Source organism: Nostoc sp. LEGE 12447 (assembly GCF_015206985.1).
Lineage (GTDB): Bacteria > Cyanobacteriota > Cyanobacteriia > Cyanobacteriales > Nostocaceae > Nostoc.
In genome coordinates, this window is sequence record NZ_JADEXT010000022.1 from 97658 (window position 1) to 121821 (window position 24164).

16 protein-coding genes and 1 pseudogene are annotated in these 24164 nt (G+C 39.6%); 8 read left to right on the plus strand and 9 right to left on the minus strand.

Annotated features, from left to right (window positions below; all coding sequences use genetic code 11):
- Positions 1-20 precede the first annotated feature (20 nt).
- The 4 genes and pseudogenes from IQ274_RS21445 to IQ274_RS21460 all read right to left on the minus strand — a co-directional run bounded on the left by IQ274_RS21445 (position 21) and on the right by IQ274_RS21460 (position 3757).
- Positions 21-1574, minus strand: a complete 1554-nt coding sequence (locus tag IQ274_RS21445) for a cation:proton antiporter (protein ID WP_163937820.1) — start codon at positions 1572-1574, stop codon at positions 21-23.
- Positions 1575-1644: 70 nt separating this feature from the next.
- Positions 1645-1848: pseudogene (locus IQ274_RS21450) on the minus strand (TIGR00341 family protein); the annotation flags it as partial.
- Between the two features lie 21 nt (positions 1849-1869).
- Positions 1870-2601: a RadC family protein gene (gene radC, locus IQ274_RS21455; RefSeq protein WP_163937806.1), complete on the minus strand. Its 732-nt coding sequence runs from the start codon at positions 2599-2601 to the stop codon at positions 1870-1872.
- Between the two features lie 217 nt (positions 2602-2818).
- Positions 2819-3757, minus strand: a complete 939-nt coding sequence (locus IQ274_RS21460; RefSeq protein ID WP_163937818.1) for a phosphoribulokinase — start codon at positions 3755-3757, stop codon at positions 2819-2821.
- A gap of 574 nt (positions 3758-4331) precedes the next feature.
- Between IQ274_RS21460 and IQ274_RS21465 the strand changes: the two genes are divergently transcribed.
- The 8 genes from IQ274_RS21465 to IQ274_RS21500 all read left to right on the plus strand — a co-directional run bounded on the left by IQ274_RS21465 (position 4332) and on the right by IQ274_RS21500 (position 16242).
- Entirely contained in the window at positions 4332-4994 is a 663-nt protein-coding gene (locus tag IQ274_RS21465) for a class I SAM-dependent methyltransferase (protein WP_194143359.1), read from the plus strand.
- Positions 4995-5215: 221 nt separating this feature from the next.
- Positions 5216-6601 carry an AAA-like domain-containing protein gene (locus IQ274_RS21470; protein ID WP_194143360.1) on the plus strand — a complete coding sequence of 462 codons (1386 nt, stop codon included), beginning with the start codon at positions 5216-5218 and terminating at the stop codon, positions 6599-6601.
- Positions 6602-6734: 133 nt separating this feature from the next.
- The gene (locus IQ274_RS21475; RefSeq protein ID WP_163929733.1) at positions 6735-8297 is read left to right on the plus strand and encodes an AAA-like domain-containing protein; all 1563 of its coding nucleotides are present in this window, start codon (positions 6735-6737) and stop codon (positions 8295-8297) included.
- A 355-nt stretch (positions 8298-8652) separates the two neighbouring features.
- Entirely contained in the window at positions 8653-10506 is a 1854-nt protein-coding gene (locus IQ274_RS21480) for a DUF4157 domain-containing protein (RefSeq protein ID WP_202985799.1), read from the plus strand.
- A gap of 162 nt (positions 10507-10668) precedes the next feature.
- On the plus strand, positions 10669-12828 hold the full coding sequence (gene recQ, locus IQ274_RS21485; protein ID WP_194143361.1) for a DNA helicase RecQ: 2160 nt from the start codon (positions 10669-10671) through the stop codon (positions 12826-12828).
- A gap of 94 nt (positions 12829-12922) precedes the next feature.
- Positions 12923-13495, plus strand: a complete 573-nt coding sequence (locus IQ274_RS21490) for a Uma2 family endonuclease (protein WP_194143362.1) — start codon at positions 12923-12925, stop codon at positions 13493-13495.
- 12 nt (positions 13496-13507) lie between these two features.
- Complete coding sequence (locus tag IQ274_RS21495; RefSeq protein ID WP_194143363.1) at positions 13508-14701, plus strand: MFS transporter; 1194 nt, start codon at positions 13508-13510, stop codon at positions 14699-14701.
- An 839-nt stretch (positions 14702-15540) separates the two neighbouring features.
- Entirely contained in the window at positions 15541-16242 is a 702-nt protein-coding gene (locus IQ274_RS21500; protein ID WP_194143364.1) for a hypothetical protein, read from the plus strand.
- A 133-nt stretch (positions 16243-16375) separates the two neighbouring features.
- On the opposite strand, the gene IQ274_RS21505 is transcribed toward IQ274_RS21500, so the two are convergent.
- Genes IQ274_RS21505 through IQ274_RS21525 form a run of 5 tightly spaced genes read right to left on the minus strand, consistent with a single transcriptional unit; the run spans position 16376 to position 23565 of the window.
- A complete protein-coding gene (locus IQ274_RS21505) occupies positions 16376-17866 on the minus strand; it encodes a radical SAM/SPASM domain-containing protein (protein ID WP_194143365.1) in 1491 nt (496 codons plus the stop codon).
- Entirely contained in the window at positions 17859-20651 is a 2793-nt protein-coding gene (locus IQ274_RS21510) for a tetratricopeptide repeat protein (protein ID WP_194143366.1), read from the minus strand. The genes IQ274_RS21505 and IQ274_RS21510 overlap by 8 nt, the downstream gene beginning before the upstream one ends.
- 14 nt (positions 20652-20665) lie before the next feature.
- Positions 20666-22324, minus strand: a complete 1659-nt coding sequence (locus IQ274_RS21515) for a hypothetical protein (protein ID WP_194143367.1) — start codon at positions 22322-22324, stop codon at positions 20666-20668.
- A 5-nt stretch (positions 22325-22329) separates the two neighbouring features.
- Positions 22330-23217: a trypsin-like peptidase domain-containing protein gene (locus IQ274_RS21520; protein WP_194143368.1), complete on the minus strand. Its 888-nt coding sequence runs from the start codon at positions 23215-23217 to the stop codon at positions 22330-22332.
- A gap of 6 nt (positions 23218-23223) precedes the next feature.
- Complete coding sequence (locus IQ274_RS21525) at positions 23224-23565, minus strand: CU044_2847 family protein (RefSeq protein ID WP_194143369.1); 342 nt, start codon at positions 23563-23565, stop codon at positions 23224-23226.
- Between the last annotated feature and the right edge of the window lie 599 nt (positions 23566-24164).

Consider the following 24164-nt stretch of genomic DNA (forward strand, 5'->3'; position numbering starts at 1 on the left):
CTATTTCCCATTCCCCACATTTAATCATCATCTAACTTCAGCAATTGTTCATCAAGATTTTGTATCCGTCCGCGCACAATTTCTTCTGAGAGAATTCGCTTCCGCATCGCCTCATTAAGCGCTCCTTTTTCTGCCAGCAGTAAACGGCGGCGAATGGCATCAAGTTTACCACTGCTGTTACTTTTGCCGTCTAACTCATCAGGACGACGATTATATAGTTCCCGCAGTGTCTTTTCTGCACCGGCAATTCGCACTTGATAAGCTGAACGCATCTCTTCATAAACAGCTTTTGGTAATACACCCGATTTCAACAAGCTATCTAATTCATCTTGTGCGGCCTTACCCGTCATCAACTGGGCTTGTAACTCTTCAACCTGTTGTTGAACTTCAGAAAATTTAGATAACTGTAAGCGTTTTACCACCCAAGGCAAACTTAAACCCTGTCCAACTAACGACACCAGCACACTACCAAAAACTAAAGCGATGAGAACATCTCGCCCTGGTAGTGTTTCTGGTAAACTCAATGCCAGAGCCATCGAGAGCGAACCTTTGATGTTACCTAAAAAAAGTAAATGTTGCCAGCGCAATGGAATTGGACGGTCAATCAAACGAATCCCTGCTAGCAACGGATAGACTGTAAGAACTCGCCCAACTTGATAAGCCAAAACTGCAAAGAGAATTGCAGGTAAAGTTCTCCAGAGCGTTACCAGGTCTATTTCTACACCAATTAACAAAAAAATAAAGGTGTTGACGGTAAAACTGGCATACTCCCAAAAACTCAACAAAGTGATGCGACTAGAAGCAGAAGTATTCTGAGAAAGCCCTAAATTTCCGAAAATTAATCCAGCGACAACTACAGCCACCGCACCCGATACACCAAGAAATTGCCCAACCTGAAAAGTTCCCAATGCAACTGCCACTGTTAGTAATAAGCTGCTAAGGGCATCATCTAAACGGGCGAATACAGGTATGCTCAAGTAGCCCAAGACTAACCCGACAACGCAGCCTCCTAGAGAGATAAATAGCAGTTGTTGGATTCCCTCTATAAATGTGAGTGAACCTGTAGAATATACTTGCAAAATTAGGTTGAATGAAACTAGAGCAGCTGCATCATTAAATAAAGTTTCTCCTTCAACGATGGTGGAAAGCCGGGAGGGTACTGGTATTTCCTTAAAGACGGCAATCATAGAAACTGTATCAGTATTTGCCAGAATTACTCCGACAAATAACGCAGGTATCCAACTCAGTCCCAGCCCAAATTTTAACAGGGCGGCAATAATCCCACTGGAAAGCACAGCCCCAGGGCCAGCTAGCAGGGCAATTGGTTTAAAGGTGCTGCGTAGGCGGCTGACATCTGTATTAATGCCAGCTTCAAAGATGAGAATTGGTAAGAAAAGATTCAAAACCAAGGTTGGATTTAAACCAATCGGACGAGATAATAGCTCAGTGATTGGTAAACCTGCCAATACTAAACCCGTCACATAAGGGATTCGCAACCGCCGGGATAGCAAAGCTACACCTGTAGCAAGCAGCAAGAGAATAATTGAAACTTTAACTAATTGAGTTACATCCACTATTACGTTTTGGAAAGTTAGTTGGGCTTGACTGATAGATTCTCTCTTCATTCATGCCAAATTAGCAACTTCAGGGTGTGGGTTCAGAACTTCTAATTTCTTCCACTTGACCAACTTCAAAAATTAAAGTGAATGCTTGCCCCATCTCTTGTTTAATAAATTCTTCTAATAACTTTACTTGCCGAGGTGTCACAGGTTCCCTTGCCCGGACAATCAAACGGACTTCTGGGGGATTTGCCAACCAATTGGTATTTCTGTTAAGTAACTGCAATCGCCCCTGCTCCCTGCTTTTTCACTAATCCCCTTGCGGGTGTTCATCCCACAAGGTCGTTATTTCCCGTAAACTCTGATGATTGCCATTACCCAAAATCAGATGATCTAGTACCGGAATGCCCAAAAGCTGCGCCCCTGCTAACAACTGGCGCGTCAATTCTATATCTTCATGGCTAGGTTCAAGGTTCCCAGAAGGATGGTTGTGGGCAACTATTGCCCGCGTTGCGCCTTGACGAATAACTTCCCGAAAAATATCACGCGGAGAGGCTAGGGTTTCGGTTGCTGTACCAATGGTAATTACTTGCGTACCTAGCAAGCGATTCTTAACATCTAATAGCACCACTGCAAAACGTTCTTGTGTCTGCCACATCAAATCTTGACTGAGGGTAGCGGCAGCAGCAAGGGGGCTATCAATCAATGTGCCATCATTCGGTCGAGATTGAAAGGCGCGTTTGCCCAATTCAATTGCTGCTAAAATACTTGTCGCCTTCGCCGGGCCAACACCAGAAATTAGCATCAACTCTGCGGGGCTAACTTCTCGCAAAACCGCCAAAGGATCGCGTTGGTGTTTGCCTAATTCGCTCAAAATAAATTGTCCCAAACCCACAGCAGATAGTTTTCCTGGGCCTTGACCAGTGCCTAGAAGAATTGCGATTAACTCTGCTGTGGCTAAAATTTTGGCACCATGCGTCATTAATCGCTCACGCGGACGCTCATTTGTAGGTAGGTCAGCAATTCTGAGGCAATAGGTCATAAACAAAGAAAATCGTCACCACACATCAAACTATCCTTAGTTATCCCTCGTTTGCTGTCAAAATCACCTTTATTTGAGAAAATCTTTAACCTTGGTAAGGTTATGTGGGTAATTTCATTTGCAACTTTCAAAGGGAAAACTAAAAATAATATGATTTAGGACGATGCCTACGGTGGTAAACTACGCTATGTTCGTTAAACCCCTCCATCTTCGCTGATTATTGATAAATTTGCGTTGCTTTGAGCATGTGGTAGGTAATGATTAGCTGAGTCAAAGCCAGAGGGTAACTTTGCAATGTCTCTCCAGTTGTACCAGCAATTTTACCCAGTTCTGGATTACTTTCGCGATCGCAAAGATTTCGGAGATGGGGCATATCAGAACAAATAATATGCTCTAGCTTATTCACCTGTTCTAAGGTTGCATGACCATCAACTTCTAAGACATCCACAGGCTTACTCATGTCTCTGTCTAGCCCCAGACGAATGGCTGAGTCAGAATTACCATAACTAGAATTGGTAATTACGGTGAAATCTGGATGGGGAATTGTCGGACGCAGTACCAATCGAACATTTAGGTGTCCATTGGTTTCATCATCTTCATCAGTCGGTGGATAAAAACTAATAACTATATCAGACCATTGCCGTTGCGGACGGATAAACTGTGATGAGTCTGGTTCGCGCTTTTCTAATTCTGCTAGCACCTGTTCAGGTGTGTAGCCCCGCTTTTGCGTATCTCGCTTGACTTTCCACTTAGCACGTAATTCTTCAGGAGGCGCAAGATAAACTTTAACATCGTAAGAATCACGGGCCGCACGAGTCGAATAACCGAGTAATCCTTCAATAACTACGAATTTACTGGGCTTGATATACTGCGGTGGCTCGAATGTGCCTGTTTTATGGCTATAAACTGGCTTGAGAATGGGCTGTCCGGTGCGTAGCAGCGACAGGTGTTGCTGCATAATATCTAAATGGTTGCAGTCTGGGTGGAGGGCAGTGATGCCAATTTCTGCGCGTTGTTGGCGATCGTAACGGTGGTAATCATCTGTACAGATGATTGTGACATTTTCTGGGCCGAGTGCCTGAGCGATTCCCCGCGTTAGTGTTGTTTTCCCAGCAGCGCTGTCGCCGACAATACCAAGAATTATTGGACGGCTCATCATACCTCCCAGAATAAAAGTAAGTTTATTAATACAATTTCCCTACAATAGTTTTAATTCTAGAAGGGTTTAGGCAAGTAACTCAAGCAAAGCCTTGGTATGCAATATCTCTACATATAAAATATCTATGCGCTGGTTTATTGCCATCTACATAGCTGATGAGTCAAAAGAGGCAAGGGGGCGAGGGGCAGGGGGAAAGGGAAAAGGTTAAAGGGGGAAAACCTTATATATCGTGCCTTTCACTCCTTTTGCCCTTAACCTTTTCCCTTTAACCGAGTAGTACTGAGTCAGGTTGGCTTACCATACCTGACCTAACATCATTTTTTCCTGAGCGGTATCACTATTAAACTAGAGCGTACACTTTCGCTTCCCAGGGGAAGATGCCTTCCCTGCCTACCCATTCTGATGGAACTATCCGTTCTTGAGTAATTTCCTTCCACTGCTTGCCAACTGGGGTTGCAGGCCAATTCGGGACTCTGTACTTTGTCCTTTGTCATTTGTCATTGGTAAGGGCTTTAAGCCTAAAAACCAGATAATTAGTCTGTGGGGTTTAGGTAAAAGAAAAAGGCACGTTATGACCACTCAAACGCTAGGACTCGAACAAAACCTTTATGACTATTTACTATCAGTCTCTCTCCGAGAACCAGAACTTTTAACCCAATTGAGGCAAGAAACAGCCCAGCATCCAGTAGGTAGAATGCAGATTGCTCCTGAACAGGGGCAATTTTTGGCGTTACTGGTGCAGTTGCTAGGAGCGAAAAAAACTCTGGAAGTAGGGGTCTTTACAGGTTATAGTTCCCTGGTGGTAGCCTTGGCGTTACCGAGCGACGGCAAGGTGGTAGCCTGTGATGTGAGTGAAGAATTTACAACGATCGCGCGGCGTTATTGGCAGCAAGCGGGAGTGGCGGATAAAATTCAACTGCACATTGCCCCAGCTTTGGAGACTTTAGATCGGTTACTGGCAACAGGAGAAGCGGAAAGCTTTGATTTTGCTTTCATCGATGCAGATAAGAGCAACTATGATGGTTATTATGAGCGATCGCTGCAATTAGTGCGAAGAGGGGGACTAATTGCGATCGATAATGTTCTCTGGTCAGGCAGGGTTGCCGACCCCCAAGTACAGGATAATAGAACTAAAAGGATTCGTGCCTTTAATCAAAAGCTGCATCAAGACCAGCGAGTTAGTCTGAGTTTAGTAGCAATCGCAGATGGTTTGACTCTGGCACTGAAAAAGTGATGTCTTTCTAACTTTTCAAAACCCAATCTGCTTAGGTTAATACTTGACTTTCCCTAATCTTGCTTAAAAATAAGCAAGCTTTTTGAAGTAAGCAATATTAAATTATAGTTTAAAAAACTGTATTTTTAGAAATTTATTTTTCTTTTTTTTAGTATTTATTCGGTTGTATATTATTAATAGATCAAAATAGATAACTATATCTAGTAATTGTTTAAAGTTTAATGTCCGTGGAAGATATTCTGCAAGCAGTAGAAACAATTCTGCAAGACAAACCTCTTGCTTCCATTCAGTGCTTTGTGCTGTCTCAGTCGTGGTTGGGCAAAACCTATGGTGAAATGGCAGAGGAATCAGGCTACCGCGACAATTACATCAAAGAAGTTGGCTCTGAGTTGTGGCAAGACCTTTCTATCGCACTTGGAAAAAAAATAACCAAAAAAAATCTGCATTTAGCCTTGAAGAAATACCTGCAAGAAAAAATAGGCGATCGGGAAAATCAGAGCCAACAAGAAGTCAATGAAAAATCTAATTTAGAAATGGTGTCTCCAGACTCGTTTTCAGCAAGCAAAATTGAATTTCCTAGCGGCCCCGTACCACTGGGTTCTCCTCTTTACATCAACCGCCCTCCTCTGGAAGAACTTGTTTGTAACGAGATTTTATACCCTGGTTGCTTAATCCGAATCAAAGCACCTAGAAAGACAGGAAAAAGTTCGCTGCTCAACCGGATGATTGCTTATGCTAGAGAGCAAGGTTATCAAATCGTCTATTTGGACTTTCAAGAAGCCGATCAAGATGTTTTTGCTTCTCTTGATAAATTTTTGCGTTGGTTTTGTGTCAATGTCAGCAGACAGTTAAATCTCCTTCCCTGTCTAGATGATTTTTGGGATACGGAAATGGGCAGCAAAGTAAGCTGCAAAATCTATTTTGAAGCATATTTACTGCAATACATTGATAATAGTCCTCTAGTTTTGGCTTTGAATGAAGTTCATCGAGTTTTTGAACATCCCAATATTGCCCAAGATTTTCTGCCAATGCTGCGATTTTGGCACGAACAAGCAAAGCAGGATCAAATCTGGCAAAAACTACGGATGGTGGTAGTTCACACCACAGAAATATATATTCCACTAAAGCTTAACCAATCGCCTTTCAATGTCGGGATCACAATTACGCTCCCACCATTGACTCTCAATCAGGTACAGAATTTAGCATTGTCTTATGGACTAAATTGTGCAGACGGCTCCGAAGACGCAAAACGCCTTGCACCCTTACAAGCAATGGTAGGAGGACATCCCTATTTGGTGAGCCTTGCGCTTTATCATCTATGTCAGGAGGAAATGACATTAGAGGTATTACTAGAAACTGCATCTACACCAGTGGGAATTTACAGTCAGCATTTACGGGAACTGTTGAGCTTACTGCAAAAAGACCCAAAATTAATGTCAGCTATGCAACAGGTAATTGCAACAGATGAAAAAGTAGAGCTAGACGCGATCGCTGCTTATAAGCTAGAAAGTATGGGTTTGGTTAAACTCAACGGTAATCAAGCTCATGTTATGTGTGAATTATATCGCCTTTACTTTAGCCAACAGCTTGGAAAGCACTCAGGATAGTAGTTGTTCTGGTAGACTGTTGAAAGATAAATAATCAAAATAAGTAATTCTCGTTCTTAATATGAATTTTATTAATTGTTCCGATAGAAATTTATTTATTAAGAACGAGAACTAATTTAAAATTTTAAATCAAATGAACAGTTATCGATATCAAGTTGGTGGCACTTTAACCAGTGATGCTCCTAGCTATGTTGAGCGCAAAGCGGATGTGGAACTTTACGAAGCCTTAAAGCATGGTGAATTTTGCTACATCCTAAGCAGTAGGCAAATGGGCAAATCTTCACTTATGGTAAAAACCAAGCATCGCTTGCAACAAGAAGGCTTTCGATGTGTCACCATTGATATGACTAATATTGGTTGCGAAAATATAACTCCCGAACAGTGGTATAAGGGAGTTGTAGGCGATTTGTGGCTGGGTTTTAAACTGTTAGGAAAAGTCAATTTAAAAACCTGGTGGCAAGAAAAAAATGATATTTCTTTAGCTCAGAAACTTAGTCGGTTTATATCAGAAATTCTGTTAGTTCAGTTTTCTAACGAAAGGCTATTCATTTTTATTGATGAAATTGATAGTATTCTCGGTCTCGATTTCTCTGTGGATGATTTTTTTAGCTTGATTCGGTTTTGTTATAACCAACGAGCAATTGATCCAGAGTATGCTCGGATTACATTTGCAATTTTTGGTGTTGCTACACCTTCAGATTTAATTTTATATCAAAACCATATTACAAAGTTTAATTTTGGTAAAGCTATCCGAGTAAATGGCTTTACATTTGAAGAAGCTCAACCACTATCTTTAGGACTGGATATTAAAGACAATCATCCCCAAAAAGTTTTGAAGGAAGTATTAGCTTGGACAAAAGGGCAACCATTTCTGACTCAAAAGCTGTGTCGGTTACTTGTTAGTCTATCTCAAGATGATGTGGGTAGAAAGTTAAAAATTCCCCCTGGTACAGAAGAATTTTGGATAGAAAATGTGGTGCGATCGCACATCATCGATCAATGGGAATCACAAGATGAACCAGAACATTTGCGGACAATTCGCGATCGCATCCTCAGAAACGAACAAATTGCCGCCAGATTGCTAGGAATTTATCAGCAAATCCTCCAAGGAGTGGAAGTACCAGCCGATGATAGTCGAGAACAAGTAGAACTATTGCTGTCTGGTTTAGTGGTTAAAAAGCAAGGTTTTCTCCAAATCAAAAACCGAATTTATGAAGAAGTTTTCAATTTAGAATGGGTTGGAAAAAAATTAGCTTACCTGCGCCCCTACTATGAAACTTTCAATGCGTGGATAGCCTCAAAAGAAAATGATGAATCTCGCCTATTGCGCGGACAAGCCTTGATTGATGCCCAAACCTGGGCACATGGCAAAAGCTTGAGCAATTTAGATTATCGATTTTTAGCTGCTAGTGAAGAATTAGATCGGCGAGAAATGCAGCAATCATTAGAAGCAGAACGTGCCAAAGAAGTTGAAGCACGACTTGCAGAACAACAAAAAAGATTAGCTCAACAAAAGAAAACTTCCACAATAGTCACACTCTTGCTAGCGGGTATGACAATCAAGTTGGTGATTTCTATAGTGTGGGGAGTCTCGCTTTTACGAAAGATTGATGCTTTAGAATCACAGCTAAAATGTACCCGAATAGAGCATCAAGGCAAAGTGAAAACTGCAATTTCTCGGTTAGATCGATGCTGAGGCGAATTTGAGATTTAAAATTTTGCGGTATTCATGAAATTTGCATTCATTATTTAAGCGGTAATCTATATCTGGGGATAGATGAATACATTTTTCGAACAATCAAATAATTTAACGCAGTCCTACATACATATCAATACTTTTCGGTTAAACCCAATAATCTCTCTTTTGCTCTGGGGAAAGGTTAAAGGGTAATGGGGAAAGGGAAATTCAAACCTTTTCCCTTTCCCCTTTCCCCCAAAACCCGAAAAGTATTGACATACATATTTGTTTCTTACGATAAAGTTATTACCCAATATCAGTAGACCAAAAGCTTAATGTCAGGTTAAGTGCAAATAAAGAACTTGTAAAAATAATGCACAATAAGAAATTATCAAAGACTCCCTCATCTATTAATACCAATCCCCAAGCAGCAGAACAAAACCCGAAATTGACGTATAGACCGTTTGGGAGCAAAGTTCAAAAAGCATCAGTTGCATCAGTGACAGAAACGGACATAGAGGATGTTGCCTTTGCAGAACAAAGTATTGAGGCTACTGGACTGGAATTACAAGCAAAATATGCCAAGATTACGCCAGAGGGACAAGAACGGCTGACTGTGCTGCAAGCCAAGATGGATGGATTATTGAATTCTCGACTGGAACACGCAACTCGATTTGGTCATAACTTTGCCAATATTCCACTAAGAAAACCAAATATAGCAGCACCAATTCAGGCAAAGCTGACAATTGGGGAACCTGGAGATAAGTACGAGCAGGAAGCCGATGAAACAGCACGTCAGGTAGTGCAAAAGATTCATCAGCCACAGAGCGAGAAACTTCAGCGCGAGTCATTGCCCGAAGAAGAAGAAGAATTGCAAATGAAACCATCAAGCAATATCCAGCGCGAAGAATTGCTTGATGAAGAAGATGAATTGCAAATGAAACCGATGGTGCAGCGTGTGTCGGACGATGGTATGGCAGCTACACAAGATTTGGAAACATCCATCAATCAGGCACGGGGTGGGGGACAGCCATTGGCAAACAATATCTGTGAACCGATGGAGCAAGCGTTTGGAGCTGATTTCAGTAGGGTGAAGGTTCACACAGATTCCCAGGCTGATCAGTTAAATCAGTCGATACAGGCGAAGGCGTTTACGACGGGGCAGGACGTGTTCTTTCGGCAGGGGACGTATGAGCCGGGGAGTCGAGGAGGGCAGGAGTTGCTGGCGCATGAATTGACTCATGTGGTGCAACAGAATGGGCATCTGAGTTTCCCAGCCCCCATTCAGCGTCAAATTGAAGGCTATCAACCGGGAACGCTGAAATCCAATACCAAAGTTATGAAGGACTTGAACCAACAACAGAAGACTAAAATCCAAGGACTTCACAATGACACTTCAAAAACCTACACTATAAATGAAGCGCGGCAGTTGGTGGGAGCAGCACCTCTGGACACAAGTATAGACACTTCTTATACCCCACCCTTCCCCTTCCGTTATGACCCAAGCGGTGGCACTACTATGGAAACAGTCACAAGCGGGATGGGTGGATTAGTTCAGTATCCCAAAGGCGGTGTTTCTCAAGGAGAAGACACAAACAACCAGATGTCTTTTTCTGTTGGGCATGGCTATAATGATCTTCCAAGCGGCAGCAAGCGCAACATCACGCAGACTAAGGTGATGGATAATATCAGTCCCAATGCAGCCGCGCATAAATTAGGGTTTGAGTGCCCCACCCCGTTATCGTGGGAATGGCTCCACTTGGTGGCTTTCAGCATCGGGCAGACACACGTTGGCGATCTATCCCAAAAATCAAAAGACTTGATCCAACGAACCAACCAGCCTCAACAAATCAGTGAAAACTTGGTGCTAGGAACAGCAGCGGCAAATACAGAGATGCTTAGTTATGAGACAAAGATAAAGCGACTGTTAAGCAAAGACCAAGCGTGGAAGCTTAATCTAGTTGTGAATGCTAGGAAGCAAGACTTTATAGTTGACGGAATAAGCATCCCGGTTGCAACCCGTATTTCTTATCATTTTAATTTTGAGACAGGTATCAACACTTATACGCCTCCCGTTATTGTAGAATTTAATACCCAATCTCACGACAAGCCAGCTACCAAATCTTTCGAGGAGGTGTGTAAAGCACTAGACGACACACTTAAGAATACGGTGGCATTGAAAGAGCCCCTTAAAGGAATTTCCACAGACGCTATGGACATTGTGTAACATCTTTTTCGCCGTGCGATCGCTAATTTTGTAGCAACTGTCTTAAAAGTCAAGCGATCGCCAATAGAAATGCAGGTGTGACCAAAGCTGCCGATGATGTGAGTTAAAATCCTGATATCTTCATAACTACTCACGCAGATAGCCCCCGAAAAAGCGATCGCTATGCTTCAGTATCCCCATCTCGAACAAGCGCTAAAATATCACTTCGGTTACGACAGATTCCGCCCCGGACAACGGCAAATTATCGAAGATGCGCTGCAAAATCGAGATTTAATGGTTGTGATGCCGACTGGTGGGGGAAAATCTCTGTGTTTTCAACTACCAGCATTGTTAAAAAATGGATTAACGGTGGTGGTGTCGCCGTTAATTGCTTTGATGCAAGACCAAGTAGAAGCACTGCGAAATAATAATATTAACGCGACATTTCTCAATAGCAGTTTGAATGCTTACAAGGTGCGATCGCGGGAAGAAGCCATCCTCAGCGGTAAAGTAAAATTACTATACGTCGCCCCTGAACGTCTCCTCAGTGAAAGGTTTCTCCCATTTCTCGATTTAGTTAAAGAAAAAATCGGTATTTCTAGCTTTGCTATTGATGAAGCGCACTGCGTTTCGGAATGGGGACATGACTTTCGTCCAGAATATCGCCAGTTGAAATCTCTGCGGAAACGCTATCCTGATGTTCCTACCGTCGCCCTTACTGCCACAGCAACTGATCGCGTCCGTAGTGATATCATTCAACAACTAGGACTAAAGCAACCTAGCATTCATCTTGCCAGTTTTAACCGTGAAAATCTTTATTACGAAGTTCGTCCTAAAACTAAATATGCTTACGCTGAATTATTAGAACTAATTCGAGAAACGGAAGGTTCGACAATTATTTATTCTTTAACTCGTAAAAAAGTTGATGAACTAACTTTCAAACTACAAAATGATAAAGTTATTGCTCTACCTTATCACGCCGGATTAAGTGATGAAGAACGTAGTAGTAATCAAACGCGATTTATTCGAGATGATGTCCGGGTAATGGTAGCAACAATCGCCTTTGGAATGGGAATTAATAAACCTGATGTGCGATTGGTAGTTCACTTTGATCTGCCCAGAAATATAGAAAGTTATTATCAAGAATCTGGTAGAGCAGGTAGAGACGGAGAACCATCTCGCTGTACAATATTTTTCAGCTTTGGTGATGTTAAAACAATTGAATGGAGTATCGATCAAAAAACTGACCCTCAAGAACAGTTGATTGCTAAACAACAACTGCGGCAGATGATCGATTACGCTGAAGGCACTGATTGTCGGCGAACGATTCAACTAGGTTATTTTGGAGAAAGGTTTCCTGGGAATTGCGGTAACTGTGACAATTGTCGTCATCCCAAACCCATGCAAGACTGGACAGTTGAAGCCATGAAGTTTTTATCTTGTGTGGCGCGTTGCAAAGAAAGATTTGGGATGCTACACATAATTGATGTGTTGCGGGGGGCAAAAAAAGACAAAATTATTCAATACGAACACGATAAACTTTCCACCTACGGTATTGGTAAAGATAGAACTCTAGATGAATGGCGAATGTTGGGGCGATCGCTTTTACATCAAGGGTTAATAGAACAAACTAGCGATGGTTACTCAGTTTTAAAACTAAATGCCTTAAGTTGGGAAGTAATGCGAAAACAACGCACAGTTTCGCTAGCTGTAACCACAGTCCAAAAGATTACCTGGGAACAGGGGAGTGAAAAAGCAGAAGTTGCAGAAATATTATTACAGAAGTTGCGATCGCTACGTAAAGAATTGGCTGATGAGCAATCTGTACCACCTTACGTGATATTCCACGATTCCACTTTAAAATTGATGGTACAGGTGCAACCCCAAAACTTAAATGAATTTGCCAAACTTTCTGGTGTTGGTAGTCATAAACTCGCTCAATATGGCGAAAAGTTCATTACAGAAATTCGCGCCTACCGCCAAGAAAAAGGTTTGCAAAATAAATCTGCTACTTCCGTATCTTCTGCCAAATCATCTTCTTCTTACACCGAATTACAAACATTACAATTACATCAACAAGGTTTAAATATTGCTCAAATTGCCCAAAAGCGGAACCTTAGTCCGGCAACAGTTAGCAGCCATCTAGAAAAACTAATTGAGAAAAATCAGCCAGTTGATTTAAATCAATTAGTACCTTTAGAACATCAACAAAAAATTTGGCAAGTTTTAGAAGTACTCGGTGATATTTCCCTCACTCCTATTAAAGAACAACTAGGTGAAAGCTACAGTTTTGATGAAATTCGCCTAGTACGCTGTAAGTGGCGGCGTGAAAATCGCAAGTGATGATTGAAGAAGAACACAGAATACAGAATCAATTAGTATGAATGATGAATTATATTTTATTAAAATACAACAGCAAGATTAAAGGAGTTATCTAATGAGTCAGATGCTTAATACAGGAGTACGCTGGACAATTCATGATGTGGAACTCTTCCCAGAAAATGAAGGGACGCACTACGAGATAGTTGATGGAGAATTATTTATGACCAGGACACCTCACTTTAAACATCAGCAAACTTGTGGCAAAATTTTCCAACAGCTTAACATTTGGTCAGAGTCTACTGGTTTAGGAGAAGCTGTAATCAACCCCGGCGTTTTGTTTTCAGAATCAGATAATGTGATTCCTGATGTAGTTTGGGTTACGAAAGAAACCTTGGCGCTAACATTGGATGAAGCGGGACATTTAACTGGCGCACCAGATTTAGTAGTCGAAGTTTTGTCTGCTAGCAACGAAGATCAAAGACGAGATAAAGAAGCTAAACTTAAACTTTATTCTTCCAGAGGAGTAAAAGAATATTGGATTGGTGATTGGCGATCGCGTAAACTAGAGGTCTATCGACGCGAACAAAGTCAACTTAACTTGGTAGCCACCTTATTTAGTAGTGATAATATAATTTCTCCGCTATTACCTGGTTTTAGCTGTAATGTCAACCAGTTTTTTCCTGTATAAATTTTAGGTTGAATGGAAAAACAAATCTCAAGTAGCGGATTAACTAAAGTCCAGGTACTGATTATGGCGATCGCATCTGGTGTCTGTGTTGCCAACATTTATTATAATCAGCCAATCCTCAAAGATATTGCATCTTCTTTTCGAGTTGGTGAAGGCGAAGTGGGTAGCATATCTGTGCTTTCACAAGTTGGTTACGGTTTTGGGCTTTTCTTTTTAATCCCCTTGGGCGATAAAATCAACAAGAAAAAATTAATTCTTTCCTTATTGATATGTTTGTTTTGTTTGTTGATACTCATGACGTTTTCACAAAACATCATTGAAGTTTGGATATTGAGTGTAGCGATTGGGATTGCGACAGTATCGGCTCAGGTTATTCTTCCCTTAGCAGCAAGTATAGATAGAGTAACTACAGGCAAAACTGTAGGCTACATTTTTACTGGTATATTGATTGGAGTTTTAGGAGCAAGGGTTTTTAGTGGATATATTGCTGAATGGTTGAATTGGCGTTATGTATATGGATTTTCGGCAGTAATGGTTTTAATTGTGACTGTCTTACTAAATATATATTTACCTAATATTAAAAATGAATTTAACGGTTATTATTTGGAATTATTAAACTCAACAATTAAACAATTTAAACGCTTTTCTTTATTAAGAGAAGCGTCTTTAATAGGCGGGTTATTGTTTGGTGTATTTTGCTCATTTTGGACAACGTTGACTTTCCATTTAAGCGGAGCGCCTTTCAATTTTCAATCTGACACAATTGGAATGTATGGTTTTGTGGCGATCGCAGGTGCATTGATGGCACCAGTTTTTGGTAAACTAGCCGATCGAGGTAACTCGCAACGTTCCTTGACAATTGCTGTATCGCTCGTCATTGCAAGTTTAGTAATTGCTAAAATTGCTTCTAATTCTGCACTGGCGATCGCTGTTGCTGTATTGTTACTAGATGTAGGTGTGCAGGCAATTCAAGTCACCAATGTCGCAAGGATATACACTCTTGATGCTCAATCGAATAGTCGCATTAACACAGTTTACATAACTATCTATTTTATCGGCGGTGCTGTAGGTACTAGCATTGGTTTATTATGCTGGAATCTTGGTGGCTGGAATTTGGTAACTTGGCAAATGTTAGTTTTTACTTTGCTCGGATTTTTTATTATCGTCAGACCTAAAACAATTACAGCAAAAATAAATAAAGAATAACAAAAAATCGCGGTAACAAAGCAAGATCAAGCTGCTAAAAGCTTTATTTAGTAGTAATACTGTAATTATTCTCTATTGCTTAGGTTTTCGCTGTACTGTAGACCAGCTTTTTTCTCTCTAAAAATTTTATTTTTTGAAAGTATGCACACTTATTATTTTCCGAAAAAAATGTGCATAACTTTCATTAAGATATGGCTTTGCACCAATAACTAAATTTTCTCCTCATCAAAGCGATATCTATAAACAATCAGCTTATATTAAGAAAAACTGGGGATTTCAGAGTTAGAATCTTTTGATGTTGCAGTAGAGCGCAATGGTGAAGTGTTTTGGCTTTTTGCAGATAGAATTACTAGCAATTTAGGCAGCGCAAGGCAAGCAACAGTATTTAGCAGCGTCAGTAATATACCATCGATTAAACTCATGTGCGATCGTCCTTATTTCAAAATTGGTGTTTACTATATTTTTAGTTTGAAGCAAAATTAGTACAATTGCTTCAAAGCAGCATTTTAATTTCTTTTATCGGTTATAAGCTAACTTAATATATTCTTATAATTTCAATTCGACTCGTAAAATCTCTTTTCCTCTGCGTCCCGCCAGTTGCGACAAGTCGGGGAACCCGCCCAACGCACTGGCTTCTCTGTGCCTATGCATTTAAAAAGTAATTATTTTAACTACACAAGTGCAGATAATACGGAGGATACAGAGATAAGAAGTTAATGTCTAAAATTGTTATCCACCTTGAAAGGGCTAGCCTTAAATATTATTTTCTTGACAAGCTGAAATTAATTACTATAGTCTATTATTTTACACGTTTTTCAGTAAGATAAATAATCATAATCATGAGCAAGAGAGTTAGCATTTTGCTAGTAGCAGTATTGGTTGCAAATTCGACAGCAGTAAAGCCTTCCACTGCGACAGAAAAGAATCCTAATTTCTTTGCTAAGAATATTAACTCTATAGCTTTGGCTCCAATTAAAATAGGACAAGCTATAGAACCTAGAGTTATAAAGCTTCATCTAGCAGATTCTGGTGTTTCAGTAGGAAGTGTTTTGTCTTGGGGATTTGCTGGTTTGATTCAAAAAAGATCCACTGATTGGGTTCGTTTAGAAATAACTGATAATCAAGTAAAAGTAGTACATACAACAAGAACAACTAATTGGTTAACTCAGGTTTCTAAATGGTGGGATCATCCTGTTAGAAAAATTGCTTTTAAGCCAGATTCTTGTCAAGTAGGTAATGTGTCAAATCAAGGTGGCTCAAATATAGAAACCCAACTAAGAGATATAAAAAAATTATACGATTCGAAATTAATAACAGAGCAACAATATCAAGAATTACAACGTAAAATAATTAATCAAATAACTACAACACCAAATCAACCTTCCACTAGTAACTCTGAATGTGTTTTATTAGGAGAAAACGCGATAGTACAACTGAAAGATATTAGTTTGGTGACTAAAGGAGAGTTTAAAATTGAATATTTAGAAGGTAATGAATGGAAATATGCAGCTTTTAGAGTACCAGAAAAAGAATATCGGTAGCAGTCTGCATTCAAGAACATTTTCCACCTGTAAATTGGTGTTTAGACTCAGAATATCACCCCAACCCACCCCTTAAAAAGGGTGGCTTAGTTCCCTGCTTCTTAAGGATGGTTAGGGAGAATCAAATCCTAACTTAACTATATTTGAGAAGGCGTAAGCCCTCTAAGCGGAGAGCTTCAGGATATAGAGCTTTATAAATATTGCAATTTGGAGATTGAATATCATAACGGCCTGTAGCCTTAAACGTAGCCAAAGAGCAACCACCCGTACACCAGTATTTCCACTCACATGTACGACAGCCTTCTTTGTCTTCAACAGATAAATTCTGAATACCTGTTTTATCTTGTCGCACAACACTTAAAGGATCTTGAACATCAACTGAGGATATAGTTTTATGTAGCTGCATCTGACATTTGGCAATTTGTCCTTGATAATCAAATACAAGATAGCTTTGCCCAACTCCACAAGTTCGTTTATGAGGAGATGCTAAATTAGCACGATCGACTAATGAACCTAATAAGCTTCGATTAGGTAATTTCAATTCAATAACTTTGAATGCTGCTAACATTCCTTGAATCATTCTAGATTCTTCTAGTTGCAAGTCTTCGTAAGAAGCTGACAGTTCATTTTCACGATAAAAGTTGAAACTAAAGGGCAGATTATTCTCCAATATCCATTCAATCAGATCGGGTAATCCTTCTGCATTGCGCCCGCTAATGGTGATGGAAATATCGGGTATCAGCCCATTTTGTAAAGCAATCTTAATACCCCGTTCAACATCTTGAAATGAACCCTTTCCGCCTGCGTAATTTCGTTGGATATTGTGGAAATCTGATAATCCATCTAGTGAAATCATGAGACGCAGATTCAATCTTTGAAGCATCTCGATAATCTCAGGTGTAATCAATGTTCCATTACTGAGAACAACTCCATCTAATATAATGCCTCTTTCTTTGCTAAGGGATTGAGCGTATAAATGCAGTTCTTTAATTAAAGGAGAGCATAATAATGCTTCTCCTCCGGCATACTTCAGTTTGACGCGGCGATAATGATTTAAGCTCGCAGAGCGAAATGTAGATTCAATAGCTGCTCTGCCTATCTCTATTGACATATCCCTTGCTAAATGAGGAAGATAGCAGTAGTCACATCTTAAGTTACAGCGATCGGTGATATGTAACCATGCAGATAAAGTTTCTGGTATTTCATTTAGGTTAAATGAGCTATTTTTAGGAACAATTAAACGGGCTTGATATAGCTCTTGAATAGCTGTCTGTAAGTCTGTTTGGTTAATGTGAGAATTCTCTTTTGTGATATCATCTAATTTATGAGAATTTGTAAATATATTTCGTAAATATAATGCGGATTCATTTAGAACTGCTACTTTATGATTAGTTCCATAACAGATAGAGTAAGTATCATCTAGATTCATTATTTGCGAATTGGGAGATATCACAAACTCTGTCTCAAACATCCCCAGACATAATGATATATCTGAGCCTAATTCTGCTAAAGGGGATAAGTCACAGGCACAATCCCCTCCATCACAATCGCATTGTCCAGTTGGTACGCAGGTAGAATTGAGAGAAACTAAAATTCTGGGTCGATCAATTTTTTTACTAAGCATGAGAAGATGGCTGTTTTGTTGCACGGATTCTAGTCAAAAACATTTGTTGATCGCACCATTCTTTGAGAGCTTTATTATCTTGCCACTGATGTTTGAGTTGCTGGATTAGGGTTTTAGAAAGTTCTATAGGCAACCGTTCGATTTTCTTTTGCAGCAGATTTAACTCATGTTGGATCGAATAGGGACCAAAACCTCCATCCTGGAAGATTTTGGGTATGCCTTTAGCATATTTTGCAAAGGCAAGATCGTAGTTCGCCTGTTGAAATGCCACATCACCTTCTATCCGTAACATCCTACCAAAGTACAGTTGATAGGTATTTTGATATGACTGGAAGCGATCGCTAAGTTCTCGTGCATAATCTGAAATATGCTGGTATGCTTTTGCATAATAATCAAACTCTGCTTTCCCTACCAGGCTATCGATGGCATACCGCCTGTCATTGTACTCTAGACTAGTGTGGTAAGAGCGATCGTTGAGTTTGAGAGCTTGTTCTTGCAAAGAGCGATCGCACTTTTGAAACCCAAGATGCCAGTAAACACTGGCCGTTTGATGCCAAATTCCAGGCAATTCCTCTTCTAGTCCGTATTTTTCTGCCAGTTTCAGGCTTTTTTCTAAAGCATCTTGAGCCTGACTTAGCACATCTAGATCCCACTTTACCTGTGTTACATCCCAAACGGCTTCATTTACTACCTCGGCACTAAACCACTGATTTAAGCCTAAATGAAAGTATGCTCTACACAATATTCGATTATCATCTTCCTCATTATTACAACGGCTTAATGCTCGTTCAAGTAGCTGTTTAGCTTTAACATAGTTCCCCTCATTTACCGAAATAGTCGCAGAGGCAATTTCAGCATTGGCAATTTCGCGTTCAGTCTCTACACTCGACCACATATCAATAGCAGCCTTAAAACACTGTTCAGACTTGATATAATTTTTTTGTAATCCGTATAAATATCCCAAGTTATTCTGAATACTAGCCATAACTTGAGTTAAACCTTTGTTAGGAGTGTCAACTTCCATAGCAGCATCCCAACCTAGTTTGTAATATTTTTCAGCTTCGTTAAAATTGTTAAGTTGTCGATACAGATAACCAACTTGGTTCGCCACACCCGGAATCGCAGATGCTAGCTTTTTACCTTGAACTAAACATAAACACTTTTGCTGATATTTCAAAGCTTCATCATAAAGATGTAACTTAGCATTTAGCATTCCCAAGACATTACAAAGGTCTGGTTGATGAGAAGAATTAGAAGATTTATTAGCTAACATAGCCTCTAATTTTCTCACTTCATTTTCTGTTGTACCCTTGTCTTTTAGAGCGTGGACAAGCTTTGCTTCAAAAATAATCAACTTAAATCTTTGATCGAAATTTAGCTCTTTTTCAAACTGTTTTACAACTGCCAATAATTGATTAACAAAGCTGAATTTCTTTGATTGACTGCGGATCGTATTAGTAACTTCATGCCAAGTTTCAAAGCCGATAGTTGGGTCAGCGTATAAAGCATTCCATAGCCATCGCATTGTATTGAATTCTCGCAGTTGTTTCAGTTCTTCAATTAGAAATTCAATATTAGCGGCTTTATTAGAATTATCAGAGTAAAGTTGAACCTCCAATATTCTTTTCTGCGGCCCTAGCTGATAATCTTTTTCCTCAAAATATTTGGCAGCAATACGACTATCTCGTTTTCTCCATTCCAAATCCGGGTCAATATCTGACCATACAAATTTATCAATCAATTCTCGCACAATATCATGTAATGATATTTGATTACCACTCATTACTGGTTTGATAAAAAAGTAGCTCTGAGCATCAATAAATAATTTTTGAGCATCTTCTGTCGATAGTTCTAATAGATTAGCAATATCAGAACTATCTAATGGATAAATACGTGAAAGTAACAGGGTTAGCCTATCCATTGATGTCCGAAGCTGCGTAATATGTCGAACCATCTCAGCTTCAAATCCACCCGTTTTCTCCAACCTGGCTGGAATAGTTTCTATATCTTCACTCTCTAACCAATCTGGAATAACTTCTCGATAAGCATACTCTACCCCAAATTCAATCATAATGGGGCTACCACTAGAAAGAACTATGATCTTTTGAACTAAGTTTTTCCCAAGAGTAAAATGAAGTTGCTCCTCTTTGGAAAGAATGTATGTCTGTACATCCTCATGAGTAAATTCATTTAACTCCAAATAGGTTAGTTCTGTTTCTGTGAACGACTTTTCCAAAATTTGACGAGCAATACTAGGGCGGCCTGCTAAAATTAATACGGCATTATCTAGTTGCTGGCATAGATTACCAATATATTCCCAAACTTCCGCTCTTCCCTCCGCTTGTCCTAACTTCTCAACTGTGTCAATTAAAAATACTAATCTCTGTTGTTTAGATTTTCGATTAATTTCATCGACTAAAAACTTTTCAAGCTGTCTTCGTTCTTCTTGGTATGCAGTTTGACTGAGGTGGTTTTCATCTTCTCGTAGTTGTCGTAACCGGAGCAGCCATTCTTGATATGTATTATCATACAATTGCTTGGCGATTTGAGTGCATAAATCTTCTGCATCATTAAAAACAGGAGTATCGCAATCAATAATTTCACTGGTTCCAATGTTTACTTGGTTGAGGCGGTTTTGTAATTCATTAAGCAACCAAGTTTTGCCAATTCCTCCTCTACCCTCCACTAAAACAACATGAAGCGTATTAGCTTCTTGAACAAGGGTAATAATTCGATTTAGATGTTCTTCACGACCAACAAACTCTAATTTATCTATTTCAGACATAATAGGCTCCTGAGTTAATTATTTTGAATAGCTTCATCAAGCTTATGAATTAAATATCTATAGGGTGTATCATTATATTCCTCATTGTGGAGATAGTAATTTACAAGAAACTGGAATTCCCAGTCATGCTCTACTTCAGATTTAAGCGTAGACAGAAATTCATGGGTTTGCTCTTGGTCTGTATTGCGGAATATTCCAATAGTTTCTTCAACAGTTTCATCAAAGAAACTTCTGCGAAGTTCTTGTCTATAAGCTAAACTATCGACACCACAATTGATAAATCCAGCATGTTGCTGAAGGCTTTGAAAAAAATACTGCATTGACCAAGTTCCTGCCACCGCAGAATCATTCTTGGATTTAAGCTCGTGAACATATTCCCAGCAAATTTGAGCCGCTTCGCTACAAAGCTTTTGAAAGCTATCAGGCGAACTTTGTCGAAGTAGACCAATAACTAGCAGCCGACGGGTCATTCCATCTTTGATAATCGTTTTGTCACGAGTAAAAATTGATGTCTTTGTCAGTTCTGCGTTTAATTTAAAACTATCATCACTGAAAGGTAGCTGAAATCTTTTAACGGCTTCCTTTAATATCCAATTACCATTTAGTATGGGAAATATACTCAGTTTCTCAATAGATTCATAGAGATGATTATTTTCTTTAGTCAAGCTTTCTTTAATCTGATCTCTACAATGTTTCAGGGTTCTTTCCCATAATTTGCTACCATAACTTTTTAAAAATAAATTAACTGTGTAACCACCACCTCTATAAGCTTTTAGGGCTTCAGCAATTCCCCCTGGATGTCCGCCAGTTAGATAAAGTAAGTGTCCTGCTAGTAATGCAAGACTTTCAGAAGTCATCTCAATCGGCTTGAGATATTTTGTTGCGGTATCCTGAATTACTTCCCAATTAAAAGGCGAGAGGATTAGTTTAGGGAAAATCCGATCTGAGGGAAGATCGGTAAGACATCTGGCTGCAATTACAACTCGAAGACTTTTGGAATTATCTTTAAAGAATTGTAGTTCTTTCAAACACTTTTCAATTCTCCATCCCAATTCTTTAAGTTGATCAAAAATCTCGTTTAAACGCTGTTTTTGTGGGGCATTTCCATCCAGATCGATTAGTAGTACAATACCTTTCTGTCCCTGCGATTGCCATTTAGCCCAATTTCTATGTAATAATAAACCTAAGTGTTCTCCCCAAGGCAACTCATTTCCTTCTTCAATCTGAAGATTGAGAGAAATAGCTAATTCTTTTTCTAAGTCTTCAATATTTTGATCTCCAGACATGGAAGCATAAGCGCAACACCATTGTAATTCTTGAAACCGCTTCTGGATCTGTTTGAGAAATGCTGTTTTCCCGTAACCTTTAGGAGCCGTTATCAGACGATAAGTAGGAGAATTATTTGCTGTAATTTCAGTAATTGCAGCATCCCGATTAGTGAATGGTATTTTATCAGGATCAACTTGCTCTAGAGTTTCTTGATTTAGCTGGTTTAACTCTGAATCAGCTTTTTTTATTTCCTCAAATTTATTATCAAGTTGCCTTTGTAATTTATTTTTATCTACATCATTAACCGTCCATCCTATTTGGTCGCTGATACTTTCAATGTCACTTTTTAAACGGGCTATTAGCTGCTCAAGATACTTCTTTCGGAAATCTGAAGAATTTTTCATTGCATTTAAATGGCATTAAGTTCGCTTTCTACTCGACCGAGTTCTTGTAGTATGGTGTTGATTTGGCGTTGAATGATATTGCGATCGCTCGCAGCGAGTGTATAGTTAAGCTGGTTGTATGCTGCTTCGTAGTCACTGCTTAGAACCTCAAAGCGTTGTTGCAAAGTCTTAATTTTGAGTTGTTGTACCCGGCTAGGGCTATTCTGAGTATGTGCATTTGATGAAATCGGCAAGGTTATTTCATCCCATGCTTTGCTCAATACGTCCGCCGGAATCATGAAAGCAGTCTTGATATCTTCTCGCTGTTTCTCCGCCGCTACAGCCATACCAACTACTCCTGCAAGGGTTTCATCCCATATAAGCGCACCACTAAAGCCCGGTTCTATCCTGTAGCCAGTTACCTTGCTATCTTCCAATTGCACCCATCCCTTTCCTTGCCCGTCTCGCAACACCCCCGTAGACCAAACGCCATCATTGTGTCCGTGAGGAAAACCAACTATGCGAAAAGGATGCTCCCAAACGTTACTGGCTGAGATTAGCTTGATAGGTTGCGCTTCATGAGGTAACTGTCCTTCGATTTGCAACCCAGCTATATCTTCAGGTTCAGAGGTTGATACGTTGTTGACAACGGGTTGCCAAAAAACAACTTTAGCTTTTAGCTTTTGCCCCGACGCAATTAAGGGGAAATCTAAGTAAATATCATGACTAGGAGCTTCAACTATATCTTCTGGTAAAGATAGAGCCGAGGTAACAACATGAGCGCATGTCAGGATATAATTTTGACTTCGCCCTGACACTAAAAAACCTACACCAACTACCGCACCATTGGGATGAAAAATCCGAGCGATCGCTGATCTAAAAGCTGGAATATAATTATCTGCAATCGATGCCATACGTTACTATGCCTTGTTTTGCTTCCATTTCAAGGTAATTTCGTAGTTAGCCTCACCACCTACAGAAGTGAAAATTGCACCCGCAACAGCATTTAACTTAATACCAAATTTCACCTCTACCTCATCGGCAGGTGTATTAAGCTGACTCAGTTTGGTGATAATTGCTGAAGCTACAGGTTGTATTTGATCCAATACTTCATCAAATTTCTTTTTAGCTTCAACTACTATTTGCCCAGTATCTGGTCTGGCAACACGTACAAGAGAATTGCTATTTTCTGGCTCATCAACTTCAGCTAAAAACTTTGTGCCATCTTCTAGAGAAAACTCTGTGATTTGTTTCCGAATCATGGTAGAACCTGTAATTTTCAATTAATAGTTGAGTGTGTAAATAATCAAGATATTTTGCCGAAGTTTTTTGGACATAATCTTCTTTTAATGTAAGAGGTTGTTTTAAAAGTAATTGTCTGTGCTTTTAAGTACTTCTAGATCCCCCCTAGCCCCCCTTAAAAAGGGGGGAACCGGAATTAAAGTCCCCCTTTTTAAGGGGGATTTAGGAGGATCTGAACTTTTGATACCGATAAGGGGACTTTTAAAACATCCTCTAAATAGGCAGGTGCATATATAAAGTTTGTAGTCTTGCCATGAGCAATTCATCGCTCACTACGAACAATGCTTGCTGCAAACTTTTCTTGGGTCAATTCTAGAAGTTTGTGAAGTTTCTTAATAAACTGACCAACTTTCGGCTGTTTGGGCGTTAAAGCTGTTTGACTCTCATGTAATAGATTTAATAATTAATATATTAATGGTTATATTAGTTATATATAGGAATCATATTTGATTTCTGAAAAGGACTGCGAGATAATACGGGTAAAAATATCTGTCTAATAACGAACAATGATAACCCAGCGTCTAGAAATGGCGATCGCAGAATTACAAGAATTTATAGA